General features: G+C 51.7%; 12 protein-coding genes. All 12 read right to left on the reverse strand.

Going from position 1 to position 14,985, the window contains the following annotated elements:
* Positions 1-134: 134 nt before the first annotated feature.
* The gene (locus KDX31_12010) at positions 135-1,514 is read right to left on the reverse strand and encodes an L-serine ammonia-lyase (GenBank protein UTW02083.1); all 1,380 of its coding nucleotides are present in this window, start codon (positions 1,512-1,514) and stop codon (positions 135-137) included.
* A gap of 277 nt (positions 1,515-1,791) precedes the next feature.
* Positions 1,792-2,658: a formyltetrahydrofolate deformylase gene (gene purU, locus KDX31_12015; GenBank protein ID UTW02084.1), complete on the reverse strand. Its 867-nt coding sequence runs from the start codon at positions 2,656-2,658 to the stop codon at positions 1,792-1,794.
* 101 nt (positions 2,659-2,759) lie between these two features.
* Positions 2,760-3,431 (reverse strand): sarcosine oxidase subunit gamma family protein, encoded by a 672-nt coding sequence (gene soxG, locus KDX31_12020; GenBank protein ID UTW02085.1) that lies wholly within the window; start codon positions 3,429-3,431, stop codon positions 2,760-2,762.
* Positions 3,424-6,441, reverse strand: coding sequence for a sarcosine oxidase subunit alpha family protein (locus KDX31_12025; protein UTW02086.1), 3,018 nt, complete (start codon positions 6,439-6,441; stop codon positions 3,424-3,426). The genes soxG and KDX31_12025 overlap by 8 nt, the downstream gene beginning before the upstream one ends.
* A 13-nt stretch (positions 6,442-6,454) precedes the next feature.
* The gene (locus KDX31_12030) at positions 6,455-6,739 is read right to left on the reverse strand and encodes a sarcosine oxidase subunit delta (GenBank protein UTW02087.1); all 285 of its coding nucleotides are present in this window, start codon (positions 6,737-6,739) and stop codon (positions 6,455-6,457) included.
* 15 nt (positions 6,740-6,754) lie between these two features.
* Positions 6,755-8,008, reverse strand: coding sequence for a sarcosine oxidase subunit beta family protein (locus KDX31_12035; GenBank protein UTW02088.1), 1,254 nt, complete (start codon positions 8,006-8,008; stop codon positions 6,755-6,757).
* A 120-nt stretch (positions 8,009-8,128) separates the two neighbouring features.
* On the reverse strand, positions 8,129-9,391 hold the full coding sequence (locus KDX31_12040; protein ID UTW02089.1) for a serine hydroxymethyltransferase: 1,263 nt from the start codon (positions 9,389-9,391) through the stop codon (positions 8,129-8,131).
* A 324-nt stretch (positions 9,392-9,715) separates the two neighbouring features.
* Positions 9,716-10,048, reverse strand: a complete 333-nt coding sequence (locus tag KDX31_12045; GenBank protein UTW02090.1) for an AzlD domain-containing protein — start codon at positions 10,046-10,048, stop codon at positions 9,716-9,718.
* Entirely contained in the window at positions 10,041-10,748 is a 708-nt protein-coding gene (locus tag KDX31_12050; GenBank protein UTW02091.1) for an AzlC family ABC transporter permease, read from the reverse strand. Before KDX31_12050 ends, KDX31_12045 begins: the two co-directional genes overlap by 8 nt.
* 78 nt (positions 10,749-10,826) lie before the next feature.
* Complete coding sequence (locus tag KDX31_12055) at positions 10,827-11,936, reverse strand: hybrid-cluster NAD(P)-dependent oxidoreductase (protein UTW02092.1); 1,110 nt, start codon at positions 11,934-11,936, stop codon at positions 10,827-10,829.
* A gap of 61 nt (positions 11,937-11,997) precedes the next feature.
* Positions 11,998-13,353 (reverse strand): FAD-binding oxidoreductase, encoded by a 1,356-nt coding sequence (locus KDX31_12060; protein UTW02093.1) that lies wholly within the window; start codon positions 13,351-13,353, stop codon positions 11,998-12,000.
* Positions 13,354-13,493: 140 nt separating this feature from the next.
* Complete coding sequence (locus KDX31_12065; GenBank protein UTW02094.1) at positions 13,494-14,984, reverse strand: aldehyde dehydrogenase; 1,491 nt, start codon at positions 14,982-14,984, stop codon at positions 13,494-13,496.
* Position 14,985 lies beyond the last annotated feature (1 nt).

Genomic DNA, 14,985 nt, shown 5'->3' on the forward strand with positions numbered 1-14,985 from the left:
CCCGCTTGTTTAATTCCGACAAAAATCAAACACTTACATCCAGAAAGGTTCATTCTCAAAGACTAACTTTAACCGAATAAAGTATAGCATGGAAGTGTTAAACCATTATGGAAATGCATTGCCTGTGCCAGAGATCAACATTCAATCGCGTTTACGGCCAGCCCTCCACGAGAGGTCTCTTTATATTTATCCTGCATATCCATGCCGGTATCGCGCATGGTTCTGATCACCTTATCCAGTGAAATAAAGTGTTTACCGTCACCCCGTAGCGCCATCTGCGTGGCATTGATCGCTTTCATCGCACCGATAGCGTTGCGCTCGATACAGGGTACCTGAACCAGACCACCCACCGGATCACAGGTCAGCCCCAGGTTATGTTCAAGGCCGATCTCAGCCGCATTTTCAACCTGTTCAGGGGTACCACCCAGCACTTCACACAGACCCGCAGCCGCCATAGCACAAGCAGAACCCACCTCTCCCTGACAACCGACTTCAGCCCCGGAGATTGAAGCATTTTTCTTACACAGCGCACCGATGGCAGCAGCGGCCAACATGAAATCCACTACGTTTTCTTCAGTAGAATTAGGGGTAAACTCGGTGTAATACATCAATACTGCAGGGATGATTCCGGCCGCGCCGTTGGTCGGGGCTGTCACCATCCGCCCACCCGCTGCATTCTCTTCATTCACCGCCAGCGCATAGAGATTGACCCAATCCATCGCCCCGAGAGTCGAGCTGATGATATTAGGTTTGGTTGAACGGATCAGTGACTTATGCAGACTCATCGCCCGGCGCTTAACAAACAAGCCTCCCGGCAGAGTGCCCTCATTATGCAACCCGGTAGCAATACAGTCTTTCATCGCCGCCCAGATGTCCATCAGGCCATCACGAATCTCTTTCTCCGTGCGCCAGACCTTTTCATTCTCCATCATCAGCTGGCTGACGCTGAAGTTATTCTCTTCACACAAACGCAGCAGCTCTACGGCATTATTAAATTCATAGGGCAACTCGACCTGCGGTACCAAGTGGGCATCCGCAGTCGCTTCACTTTCATCGATAACAAAGCCGCCGCCAATGGAGTAATAAACATTGTCATACAACAGGTTATCATCGGCACCGAAAGCACTCAGACGCATCGCGTTGGGATGGTAGGGAAGGTTTTCCTCCAGCAGATTCATATCCCGCTGCCAGATAAATCCAATCGGAAACTGCCCCAGCAGATTAAGGCTATCGCTCTCTTTCACGGCATCAACCGCTGGTAAAATCATCTGCGGATCGATGCTATGGGGACGCTCCCCCATCAAACCAACAATAATTGAATTATCAGTACCGTGACCCACCCCTGTGGCACTCAGCGAGCCATACAGATCGATCCGGATCTGTGCAACCATATGTGCCAGATTCTGTTGCGCCAGATGCTCGGCGAAATTTGCTGCCGCCACCATAGGGCCAACAGTATGGGAGCTGGACGGACCGACGCCTATTTTAAAAAGATCAAAAACAGAGATAGACATAGAGTCTCCACGGCGCATTCTGAGCGCTGAAATTAATTCGAAAAGTCGATTATCGGCTTATATAAGTGTAGCTGTATGCCAGTTAACGACCTGAAATTTTCTTAAAACGGTTAATAGCGTTTTTACAGGCACACGACAGCAAAGCTGAAAGAAAAAGAGGTCAGTCAGGATGAGCCACACACTACATACCTCTCTGGAAGAGATAATCCTAACTGTCCTCGAAAAAGATACGTTTTCCAGTATGCTGGAAAACGTAAACAGCGATAAAAAGGTATTATCAGCTGGAAAAAACTACCGTACGCCCGCCACTGAGAAACACGCGTTTCTCAATGTGATAGCGGATTGCATTAAACAGGGTAACCCGCTCCACATCCTGCCCCTTAGAGATCAGATCTTCAGGATAAAATGCGTGATCAACAGTCTGGATGCCCTGAGTAATAATCGGCCCTTCATCCAGATCATTATTCACATAGTGAGCGGTTGCTCCGACCATCTTCACGCCTTTTTCCCAGGCCTGATGATAGGGTCGCGCACCCTTAAAGCCCGGCAGCAGTGAGTGGTGAATGTTGATTGCCTTACCGTTCAGCTCATTACACATCCAGGGTGACAGTACCTGCATATAGCGGGCTAATACCACCAACTCGATATCGTATTGCTCAAGCAGCTTAACAATCTCCGCTTCCTGATAGGGCTTAGTCTCCGGAGTGATCGGCAGGTGATAATACGGAATGCCATGCCATTCAGCCAGATGCTCAAGATCCGGGTGATTGGAGATAATGACCGGCACCTCAATATTCAGCTGACCGGTACGGTAGCGGTACAGCAGATCGTTAAGACAGTGATCGTACTTAGACACCAGGATCGCGACCCGCGGCCGATGCTCCGGCTCGGTCAGATCCCACTCCATTCCAAACTCAGCCGCCCGCGGGGCAAATTCGGCATCGAATCTTGCCGCAGTAAAGTCATCCTTCATCGGCTGAAACTCAATGCGGATAAAAAAACGTTTAGAGACCCGATCATCGAATGAGTGAATCTCATCAACATAGTTACCCGCCTCAGCCATGTAGCGAGTCACCACATCAACCGTACCTAGCTTGCTCGGACAACTGGCAGTGAAGATCCAGGGTTTAGTGATATTTGTCATGAGAAGACTCCTGCTCTGATCTGTGTTTATCCAGTATAGGATTCAACAGAAGAAACGGACAAAGCCAGCCCCTGACGGGACTGGCTTTAGGTTCATTCAAATCAGGCTTCAATCACCAGACCAAACTCGCGACTGGCATCTTGCAACCAAAGCCAGATGTAATCCGCAAACGAACGACGGATGATCAGTTCAAAGCGCTGCTCACCTGTACGACGGATGGTCGCAGTACTCTTGGCAAATAAAGTCGAAACCACCTTACCCACAGGAAACTCCTTCGGATGAAGGTCCACGGGCATCGACTTCTTCAGTACCTCAAGCACTTTTTCACCTGACACTTCCAGCACGGTTGAACCGCCACTGCTGTTAACCAGTGAGTAGTGACCCGGCATCTCATCACGGAACTTCGTTTCAATCTCGAAGGTTTCCAGACCTGGCACCAGAATCAGCCACTCGTCCGGGGACATCCAGCGAATCGAATAACCACCTTTCTCAGCCGAAGTCAGCGGCTGAAGTGGCAACGCCACACCCAGCACACGCTCAACGGCGGCCAGCTGATCAGCATTAGCTGAGTTACAGCGCAGGGTCAGATGACCCAGCAGCTTCAGTTCGCGCAGATGGACACCGCCGGTTTTTGGGCCTTGCTGTGCCAGGCTTTCCAGCTCCGCGTGGTGCAGCGGAGACTGCCCCTGAATCTCAGAACCAGGAACCTGATTCATCACTGCCGCCTTAGTGGCTGCGCTCTCTTCAGGAGTCATTACATTCAGATCAGACATTTTGACGCTCCCCTTTCGGATCAAAGAAGATCGGGCTGCAAATTTCAGCTTCAATCACAGTGCCATTAGCCAGTGGGTAGTAAACGGTCTCACCCATCTTATCCAGGCCGCCTTTAATAAAGCCCATCGCAATCGAGTGGCCCAGGTTTTCACTCCAGTAACTGGAGGTCACATGACCTTCTATCGGCATCGGAACCGGTGCCTTAGGATCAAGCACCGCCTGAGAACCTTCCGGAATCACCTGTTTAGGATCTTTGGTTTTCAGACCCACCATCTGCTTACGGTTTTCACGGGTACAATCTTCCCGGCTCATGCCGCGCTTACCGATATAACTGAACGGCTTCTGGTTGGATACACACCAGCCCATACCCAGATCGTAAGGGTGCACCGAACCATCGGTGTCCTGACCCGCGATAATGAAACCTTTTTCAGCCCGCAGAATATGCATTGTTTCAGTACCATATGGAGTCAGACCATATTTAGCACCCGCTTCCTGCAATTTCTCCCATACATGCATACCATAGTTTGCCTGTACGTTGATCTCGAACGACAGCTCACCAGTGAAGGAGATACGGAACACCCGGGCAGGTACGCCAGCAACGGTGATCTGTTTCCAGTCCATGTACTTGAAGCTTTCATTGCTGACATCAGCATCCGTCAGCTCAGCCAGAAGCTTGCGACTGTTCGGTCCGGTAATTGTCGCCGTTGACCAGTGATCGGTTACGGTGTTGAAGTAGACTTCCAGTTCAGGCCACTCGGTCTGATGGTAGATTTCCAGCCACTCATACACCCGTGCTGCACCGCCACTCGTGGTCGTCATAACGAAGTGATTCTCACCCAGACAGGCGGTAACACCATCATCAAACACCATGCCGTCTTCGCCACACATCAGGCCATAACGACACTTACCAACCGCGAGCTTAGCCCAGGCATTAGTGTAGACACGTCCCAGGAATTCACGGGCATCTTTACCCTGAACATCGATCTTACCCAGCGTTGAGGCGTCCAGAATACCGATGGAATTTCGCACCGCCAGACATTCACGATTAAGCGCCTGCTGCATGGTTTCCCCTGCTTGCGGGTAGTACCACGGACGTTTCCACTGACCGACATCCTCAAACTCCGCACCTTGCTCAACATGCCACTTGTGCATCGCAGTAAAACGTTTCGGCTCAAACAATGCACCGCAGTTACTGCCAGCGATCGCACCGAATGCAATCGGTGTGTAGTTCGGCCGGAAAACCGTGGTGCCGGTCTCAGGAATAGACTGGTTCAGCGCTTTCGCTGCCACCGCCATACCATTGATATTACCCAGCTTACCCTGATCGGTACCAAAACCCATCGCGGTATAACGCTTGACGTGCTCAATCGCTTCAAAGCCTTCACGACACGCAATCTCGATACCAGCAGCCGTAACATCGGTCTGATAATCTACAAACTGCTTCGGTGCCTGTGAAGTTGGCTTCAGATGAGGCACGTGGAACAGACTCATCGGTGCAGCCACTTTATGCATTTGCGCTTGCGGCAGAACGACCTCTGCAGCTGCCAGACCCACTTCAGCCAACGCTTTCTGACCCGCGTCAAACCCCTCTCTCAAGGCTGCAGCAGTCTCATACTGACCATTGATGCCGCCAGCTGTCAGCTGCTTCTGTACCGTATTACCCGGCAGGAAGCCAACAATCTCATCGTTCCAGACTGGACGACTACCGGTATGGCAGGACAGGTGAATCACCGGACTCCAGCCACCGGAAGAGGCAACCGTATCGGCTTTCAGCTTAGTCACAGAACCGATCACTTTAGATCCGGAGGCACTGATCGCCGCCACAGAGACACTGCTGACCCGCTTGCTACCCTGTACTTCAATCACCGCAGAACCGGAGATAATATTCAGACCACGCTCACGCGCCGCTTCGGTACGGTCACCGACCGCCGCTTCACGGGTATCTACGATAGCTACGACCTTACGACCCGCATCAGCCCAGTCCAGAGCGGCCTGATAGCCGTAGTCATTGGTAGTCATCACCACCAGCTCATTACCCGGTACCACACCATAGCGGTTGATGTAAGCCGACACCGCACCAGACACCATACAGCCCGGCACATCGTTATTAGCGTAAACCAGTGGACGCTCATGAGCGCCGGTCGCCAGAACAACCCACTTGGCACGAACCCGATGCATCCGCTGACGTACCTGATTGACCGGCGCAATATCCGCCAGATGATCAGTACAACGCTCATGAATCGTGAGGAAGTTATGATCGTGATAGCCGTTCACTGTTGAACGTGGCAACATCAGCACATCTTCATAGGTGCTCAGCTCTTCCACTACAGCGCGTACCCACTCAGCAGCGGGCTTGCCATCCAGTGTTTCTTTGCCATTCAGCAGGCTGCCACCCAACTCATTCTGCTCGTCGGCAATAATAACACGGGCACCACCGCGGGCAGCCGTCAGTGCCGCTGCAAGACCAGCAGGACCCGCACCAACAATCATCACATCACAGTGCTGATTAATTGAGTCATAACGATCTGGATCACTTTCCCGGGGTGCACGTCCCAGACCTGCAGCCTTACGGATCACTGATTCGTAGGTGTGCCACATCGACTGCGGAAACATAAAGGTTTTGTAATAGAAGCCCGGTGGCATCATATTGCCGCCGACTTTACCCATCAGGCCCATTACGTCGGTTTCAACACTTGGCCAGCCATTGGTTGAGGCAGATACCAGGCCATCAAACAACTCTTGCTGAGTTGCACGTACGTTAGGCACCTGAGTCGCTTCTGTCGCGCCCAGCTGCAGCACCGCATTCGGCTCTTCTGCGCCACAGCCAACAATGCCCCGTGGACGGCTGTATTTAAAACTACGACCAACGACATTGATACCATTGGCCAGCATCGCAGATGCCAGCGTATCGCCTTGGAAACCTTTATACTGCTTACCGTTATAGGTAAACGTCAGCGGCTTGGAACGGTCAATCCGACCTCCGCTGGTGAGGCGGTTCTGTTGTGTCATTATTCCGCTCCTGTTACTCAGCCACTACAGATGGCTGCTCGCCAATCTTGTAGACTTCTTTAATTTCATAGGTCTGGGTGTCGCGGGTCATATTGAAGAATTTACGACAACCGGCTGCGTGTACCCACAGTTCATGGTGAAGACCACGAGGGTTCTTCCGGAAAAACAGATATTCGCCCCACTCTTTATCAGAGCAGGCTTCCGGATCCAGTGGACGCGCTATATGCGCCTGACCAGCTCCGTGAAACTCTTCTTCTTCACGATATTCCGCACAGTGCGGGCAGTAGATATGAAACATGTTAATTAGCCCCTGTTAATGTGCTACACCGGCAGCGCCGTGTTCATCGATCAGTGCACCGGTATGGAAGCGCTGCATAGAGAAAGGTTCCGCAATCGGATGTGCTTTGCCATGTGCCAGCGTATGCGCAAACAGATTACCGGAGCCCGGAGTCCCCTTAAATCCGCCAGTACCCCAGCCACAGTTGAAGAACAGGTTCTTCACAGGCGTATCGGAAATAACCGGACTGGCATCAGGGCAAGCATCGACAATACCGCCCCACTGACGGTTCATGCGCACGCGACTGGTGCACGGGAACATCTCGACAATGGCCTGAATCGTATGCTCGATAATGCCGTAGGAACCACGCTGGCCGTAACCAACCCAACCATCGATACCGGCACCAATTACCAGGTCACCCTTGTCCGACTGACTCATGTAACCGTGTACATGGTTAGACATAACAACCGTATCAAGGAAAGGTTTGATCGGTTCGGATACCAGCGCCTGCAGCGGGTGAGATTCAACCGGCAGTTCGAAACCGGCCATCTTAGCCAGCACGCCACTGTTACCCGCTACCACACAACCTACACGGTCAGCCTTGAGAACACCGTACTGCTTGGTTTTGACACCCGTAATCTTGCCGTCACTGATCTCCATATCCATTACTTCGCAGTTCTGGATCAGGTCTACACCCAGAGCATCGGCTGCACGGGCATAACCCCAGGCCACCGCATCGTGACGGGCGTTACCGGCACGGCGTTGCACAGATGCACCCATAATCGGGTAACGTGCGTCCTTGGAGCAGTCGAGGGATGGAATCTCCTTCTGCAGCTGCTCGGCATCAACCATTTCGTTATCGATACCCTGCAACCTGTTGGCGGCAACCAGACGTTCGTTGGTACGCATATCCTGTAGCGTGTGACAAGTATGGTATACGCCACGCTGGGAGAACATCACGTTGTAGTTCAGTTCCTGCGCCAGACCTTCCCACAACTTCATGGAATGCTCGTACAGAGCAGCGGACTCGTCCCACAGGTAGTTTGAACGCACGATAGTGGTGTTACGAGCAATGTTACCACCAGCCAGATGCCCCTTTTCCAGTACCGCCACGTTGGTGATACCGTGTTCTTTCGCCAGATAGTATGCAGTAGCCAGACCATGACCGCCGCCACCGATGATAATGACATCGTACTTCTTCTTCGGCGTAGGATTACGCCAGACACGCTGCCAGTTCTCGTGATGACTCAGACTGTGCTTCAGCAGCCCGAAACCAGAATATTGCTGCATATCATCAGCTCCCAAAATAGGGGCAACCATATATCGCTGGCTGCCGGGTGTTTAAATGAGTTCTTAACTCACCGGTCGTCGTTAACAAACCGGTGATTAGATTTTTTTTGTCAATTCAGTTTAGCTATAAACAGGGAAGTCAGCACACAGCGCTTTAACCTGCTGTTTAACTTCAACTATTTTCGCTTCCAGCGCTTCAGGCTGATTCAGCACATCCAGCAGATCCGCGATCCAGCCCGCCAGAGTGCGACACTGTTCCTCTTTAAAGCCACGGGTAGTCACAACCGGAGAACCGATACGCAGACCTGAAGTTACAAACGGCGACTGGGGATCACCCGGTACCGCATTCTTGTTAACCGTAATGTTAGCGCGACCCAGAGCAGCGTCAGCATCTTTACCGGTCAGACCCTGTTTAATCAGACTCAGCAGGAACAGGTGGTTTTTAGTACCGCCGGAAACGATCTCGAAGCCACGCTCAACCAGCACTTCTGCCATCGCATTGGCATTCTTCACGACCTGTGTCTGATATGCTTTGAACTCAGGCTCCAGCGCTTCTTTAAAGGCCACAGCCTTAGCTGCGATCACATGCATCAGCGGACCACCCTGACCACCTGGGAACACAGCAGAGTTAAGCTTCTTCTCCAGCTCGTTATCACGGGAGATAATCAGGCCACCACGTGGACCACGCAGGGTTTTATGGGTTGTCGTAGTGACGACATCAGCGAAAGGCACCGGGTTCGGATAAAGACCTGCAGCTACCAGACCGGCAACGTGAGCCATATCAACAAACAGGTAAGCGCCAACTTTATCAGCGATTTCGCGGAAACGTGCCCAGTCAACAATCTGAGAGTAAGCAGAGAAACCTGCAACAATCATTTTAGGCTTGTGCTCAACGGCCAGCGCTTCAACCTGATCGTAATCGATCTCGCCAGTCGCTTCGTTCAGACCGTACTGAACCGCGTTATAGATCTTGCCGGAAAAGTTAACGTGAGATCCGTGAGTCAGGTGACCACCATGGGCCAGACTCATACCCAGAACGGTATCACCCGGCTCACACAGCGCCATGTAAACGGCCGCGTTTGCCTGAGAACCGGAGTGCGGCTGCACGTTGGCGTAAACAGCACCAAACAACTCTTTAGCACGATCCAGTGCCAGCTGCTCAACCACATCAACATATTCACAACCACCGTAATAACGCTTTTCCGGATAACCTTCGGCGTATTTATTGGTCAGTACAGAGCCCTGCGCCTGCATAACCCGTGGACTGGTGTAGTTCTCTGAAGCGATCAGTTCGATATGCTCTTCCTGACGCACCTCTTCGTTGCAGATCGCATTCCACAAAACATCATCATATCCTTGGATCAGGTCTTCTTTCTTAAACATCTGTACCTCCGCGCCAGAACCAGGTCCGGCGAGTCATCTCAGTTATCGTTATCTTTGTTGGTTACCTGCGCCGGACAACATACATGCACCCGGTGAGGTTTCTTAGTATTGATAGTAGCGGGTCTGATAAACAGCCCTATGCTCGAACACGCCGGGTGTATGTCCAAATACGACAGAGGAAATAAAAGTGCTTCTGAAAGGGTGAACGTAAAGCGATCTGGTGGCCGGCTGAAGAAGGCTTTACGCATTTTCCGGCAAGCAAAACCAGGTTTGCCGTGCCAGCGGCAGTGCAGCATCTGACGAAATGCAGAGCTGAAACAGCATTTAATTATGGATAAAATGCAGCATCCATAGACACAACATCCCACCCGCGACAGGCCAGAATACACTACGACTGAAGCGGGCAATCAGAATAGCCACCAGCGCGGCCGCCAGTTGTGAATAGTCCACATGATAATCCGTGAGTGGCCGGGTAAAGATGATGGCAGGTATACACAACGCCGCCAGAATCGCCGGGGGCAGCAACATCAGGATATGTTTACTCCGCCTGATCAGGGCTTCCGCGCTGCCATGCAACTGAATAAACGACAGCCGTATGAGAAAGGTTCCCAGTCCAACAGCGAAGAAAAGCAGCCAGAGCTGCTGATTTTCAGTCACGGGGAGCACCCCGCATCTTTATCAGTCCGGGTAACCACAGACCACCGCAGACGCCGGCCACCACTGCAACGAGGAACCCGGTATTAAACGGCAACAGCTGAAACAGTACTGCACAGCTACCTGATATAACCGCCACCATAAACAGCAGACGACTGGTGATAGTAGTCACCAGCATCGCCAGAAAGGCCAGCGGAATCGTAAATTCCAACGACCAGTGAGGCGGAATTCCCGCACCCAGAGCAACCCCCAAACCCACCGAGATCATCCACACGACATACAAGGCCAGGGCCACTCCGGCCAGATATCCGATGCGTTCAGATATAGGTTTTTCCATCTGCGCCGGCATTGAACAGAGCCCATAGACCTGATCGGACAACATATAAGCCAGCGTAAAACGATAGTGCTTAGGCAACGGCCCAAGTAACGGAGCAAAGGTCGCACTGTAAATGGCAAAGCGCAGGTTAATGACCACGGCGGTAGCCAGAATAATGAGGAAAGGCGCATTATCCTGTATCAGAGAGTAGGCAGCCAACTGCGCAGACCCGGCAAAAAACAGCGCCGACATACCCATCACCATCTCGGGAGACATCCCCAGCGAAATTCCTGTCGCCCCGGCGATAAGCCCGAATGGCAACACCCCCGAAACCAGCGGCATGAGATCCCGTACACCCAGCCAGAACTGTTTACTATAACACTTCAACTTATCATCCCTATAACCTGAAAAGCAGGGCCGAAGCCCTGCATAAGTAGTCGTTAAACCAACCAGTGGCGGTTAATTTCAGTATTCTATCTCCATCTCGCCCTGTACCGTGGTACAGCAGGACAGAACGTATCCCTGAGCGATCTCCTCTTCGCTAATACCGCCGTTATGCATCATATTATGTTCACCGGATACAACCTTAATTCGACAAGCCCCGCAGATACCGACACCACAGGCCTTGGCGATATTAACCCCGGCTTCGGCTGCAGCTTCATTGAGGGTGCAGCCCAGCTCAACGGAAACCTTACGGTCGCTGTCGGTGAAGCAGACCTGCACCAGATCTTTCGGCAACGTCTCTTCATGTTCGGCCTGATCGGCATGCTTTTCAGCCTGCTTCACATCCTTGACCGGCGTCTCACCAAAGGACTCCTCATGGTATCTGGACATGTCATAGCCAGCGTCCTGTAGCATCGCCCTGATGGCTTTCATATAGGTCTCTGGGCCGCAACAGAATACTTCCCGTTCCATAAAGTCCGGCGCCATCAGACTGAGCATATGCTGGTTCATATAGCCCCGGTAACCATCCCAGGCCTGGCCAATCACATTGCGTTCGCAGACAGTATGCAGCTGAAAGTTATCGATCCGGGTGGACATAAACTCAAGCTCCCGAGCAAAAATAATGTCATTCGGGGTTCGCGCGCTATGGGCAAAGACCATATCCACTTCAGAGTCAGTATCGAACCACCAACGCGCCATCGACATCACCGGAGTGATGCCTACGCCACCGGAAAGCAGCAGCACTTTCTCGGAAGGAAAATCCAGACAGTTAAACTGGCCAACCGGACCATGCACCGCTATCTGCTCACCGGATTGCAGATTATCATGCAACCAGTTGGACACCAATCCTCCCGGTACACGCTTAACCGTAATAGAAAAGCTATAGGGAATAGAGGGTGAACTGGATATAGTATACGAACGCATCACCCGCTCGCCATCGATCTCCAGCTCCAGGGTAACAAACTGACCCGGTTTGAAAAAAAACAATACCGGCTGGTTCATTCCAAACGTAAAGGTGGTGACATCGTGTGTCTCCTGAATCACCTTTACACACCGCACCAGATGACGACCGTTAGACCAGGTCTGGGCCACCATAGGGTTCATAAAATCAGAGGTATTAAATTCGCTCATGGGTTTCTCCGGGCAGCCAGCTCTGCCGCTGTAATCATTTTTGTAAGAGAATATAGGCTGTCTACAGTTCGATCCCTGCCTGCCATTCTTTCCAGCGCATTGTCATGTTAGCCCCCAGTGACAGGAACGGTTCTGGCGGTAACATCTTCGGCTGCTGATGCTCAAGAAACGCTTGCAACATATCAGAACTACCTAATACAGCCTGCTCTGCAGCCATCATCCCGGAAAGAGTGCCTTTCACTGTCCCCAGTCCATTCTGGCAACAGGCCGACCAGACCCGATTTTCAAGCTCGCCAAACGCAGGCATCGAATTCCAGGAAAGGCACAGTCGTCCTCCCCAACGGTATTCCATGTCCACCCCTTGCAACATCGGAAAGCGATTGGCAAAAGAGCGATCCTGTAACATCGCGGCGCGCTTCATATTGCTGCCGCTCGCTTCGAGGGTCTGATTGAGTGTCGCATGGTTACGAATCACAATCCGATCGCCACTGCCCGCATAATCAGAACTACGACGAACCGTCGTTCCCATCGGATCAGCAGGAAGAATACCCCAGTCTTTCGCTCCACCCAGGCGTCTGACCTCATCTTTACTTAAGGCCCGCGTCATTGAAGCAAATGTAAATACATGCAATAACTGCCGGGGAAAGAAGCCAAAAGATTGCACATGACCATTGACCGCCAGAATCACCCCCTTAGCCTTCACACTCCCTTTCGGGGTTATCAACTTGTGCACATCCCCAAGCTCGAAAGCGGTCACTGGCGAGTGTTCATAGATGGCAACCCGCTCACTCAGCCCCGCAGCCACCTGACGGACAAATGCAGCAGGCTGAATCATCACCGCACCCGGCGTGAACAAGCCCTGAGAATAAAAATCACTGCCGGTCCAGTCTTTCATCTCTGCAGCAGACCTTAACTGGTAAGCCTCTCCCAGAGTCTCAAGATGCTTACGGTAGCTTTCGATATGTTCCACACCTTTGTCGGATCCGGCAGCGGTCACTTTGCCACATGGATCAAACACTTTCCTATCCATGCCGAACTCTTCCGCCATATTAGCGGCAAACCTGATCGCTTCACGATTCAGCCTGATCTGCTGCAGATCATGCTCATGAGCACCCGCATACGTTTCGGAGTTCAGCTCGTGAGGCAGATCAATCATGAAGCCACTATTACGACCTGATGGTCCGTCAGCCAGACTTCCCGCCTCCAGCAGCACGATACTTTCAGAACGTCCCACCAGCTGAGACAGACGCCGGGCAGCGGCAAAACCAGCAAAACCGCCACCCACAATCACCCAGTCAGCCTGTATATCATCAGTCAGTGCCGGGTATTGCTGGGGCTTGGGTAAAATGCTGTTCCAGGCAGCAGGGCCCGGATCTTTAGGTAAGCGTTTTACCTTTATGTTGTATTTTTTAGCCATTAACGGCTCCATAAAGCGCTAACAGCCTTCGCCAGACGGGCGACCCCGGTGCTATAAGCACAGGGGGCCCGTTGAGCAAAAAGCATGCGCATTTAATCCAAAAAGGAGCAACACGTACTGTGGTTATACCAGTACTGAGCTTAACTCAAATCAACCCAGATAGTTTTCAACTGAGTAAACTGATCATGGGCATGAATTGAGTTATCACGTCCACCAAAGCCTGACTGTTTATAACCACCGAATGGTGTCGTTATATCACCTTCACCAAAGCAGTTAACGGTTACGGTTCCCGCGCGTAATTCCTGAGCTGCACGCAAAGACTTCTTAGCATTGCCAGTGAAAACAGATGCTGCCAGACCGTATTCAGTATCATTAGCCACCGCAATCGCTTCTTCATAACTGCTGACAGTTATAACAGACAGAATCGGACCAAAGATTTCCTCTTTCGCCAGACGATCACTGCTTTTTACATCGGTATAGATCGTTGGCAAAACATAGCAACCATCCACTGATTCACCGCCGATCACCAACTTGTGGCCCTCTTGTCTGGCAATATCAAAGTACTCGGTCACTTTGTTAAAGTGGCCCTGATCGACCAGGGCGCCTAACTGATTCGATGGATCCAGCGGGTCTCCGGTTTTCCACTCTGCAGCATGCTGTACAACTTTTTCCAGCAACGCATCTTTAATACCTTCCTGAACAATCAGACGCGAACCTGCTGAACAATTTTCACCCATATTCCAGAACGCCGCAGCAACAACCTGTTCTGCCACAGTATCCAGATCTTCAGCATCATCCAGAACCACGCAAGGATTCTTACCGCCCAGCTCAAGTACGACTTCTTTAATGTTTGAATCGGCTGAATAATTCAGGAAACGGCGTCCGGTTACGGTTGATCCGGTGAAAGTCACCATATCAACATCCATATGACGGCCAATTCCCTCACCCACTACGCTGCCGGATCCAGTAATCACGTTCAGCACACCTGCAGGTACTCCGGCTTCAGCAGCCAACTCAGCAACTCGAATAGCCGTTAATGAAGTCTGTGCGGCAGGCTTAAGCACTACCGAGCATCCCGCGGCTAATGAAGGTGCAATTTTCCACGCCAGCATCAGAATCGGGAAGTTCCATGGCAGAACCGCCCCAACAACACCAACAGGCTCACGCACAACCATTGCTACAGCACCTGAACCGACCGGCGCAGTCTGATCGTAAATTTTATCGATCAGCTCGGCATGCCAGGAAATGGTATGCATGACTTCTGGAATATCGATCGTTACACAGTCGGAAATAGGCTTACCAGAGTCGATACATTCCAACACAGCCAGCTCATCACCATGCTGTTCGATCAGTTGCGTCAGTTTAATCAGCACCGCCTTGCGTTCTGCCGGGTGCATCTTGCTCCAGCAACCACTTTCAAAGGCAGCCCGGGCGCTTTCAACCGCATAATCCACATCCTCTGCGGTACACGCTGGGATACTGGTAATCTGCTCACCGGTTGCCGGATTAATGACAGGGATAGTCGCACCATCACTGGCAGGACGTAAACTACCATTGATAAAGCTCATTGAAGGAGGCGTAAGCTCCGCTGCAATTTTCTTATATTCTTCATGTGTCCGCAGATCAGCCATG

The organism is Amphritea atlantica, from assembly GCA_024397875.1.
Lineage (GTDB): Bacteria > Pseudomonadota > Gammaproteobacteria > Pseudomonadales > Balneatricaceae > Amphritea > Amphritea atlantica_B.

Bases quoted from the DNA above. Each gene is read 5' to 3' on its own strand.
- purU (UTW02084.1), bottom strand. From the start codon at position 2,658: ATGACAAATATCACTAAACCCTGGATCTTCACTGCCAGTTGTCCGAGC.
- KDX31_12040 (UTW02089.1), bottom strand. From the start codon at position 9,391: ATGTTTAAGAAAGAAGACCTGATCCAAGGATATGATGATGTTTTGTGG.
- KDX31_12065 (UTW02094.1), bottom strand. From the start codon at position 14,984: ATGGCTGATCTGCGGACACATGAAGAATATAAGAAAATTGCAGCGGAG.
- KDX31_12010 (UTW02083.1), bottom strand. From the start codon at position 1,514: ATGTCTATCTCTGTTTTTGATCTTTTTAAAATAGGCGTCGGTCCGTCC.
- KDX31_12030 (UTW02087.1), bottom strand. From the start codon at position 6,739: ATGTTTCATATCTACTGCCCGCACTGTGCGGAATATCGTGAAGAAGAA.
- KDX31_12060 (UTW02093.1), bottom strand. From the start codon at position 13,353: ATGGCTAAAAAATACAACATAAAGGTAAAACGCTTACCTAAAGATCCG.
- soxG (UTW02085.1), bottom strand. From the start codon at position 3,431: ATGTCTGATCTGAATGTAATGACTCCTGAAGAGAGCGCAGCCACTAAG.
- KDX31_12055 (UTW02092.1), bottom strand. From the start codon at position 11,936: ATGAGCGAATTTAATACCTCTGATTTTATGAACCCTATGGTGGCCCAG.
- KDX31_12035 (UTW02088.1), bottom strand. From the start codon at position 8,008: ATGCAGCAATATTCTGGTTTCGGGCTGCTGAAGCACAGTCTGAGTCAT.
- KDX31_12025 (UTW02086.1), bottom strand. From the start codon at position 6,441: ATGACACAACAGAACCGCCTCACCAGCGGAGGTCGGATTGACCGTTCC.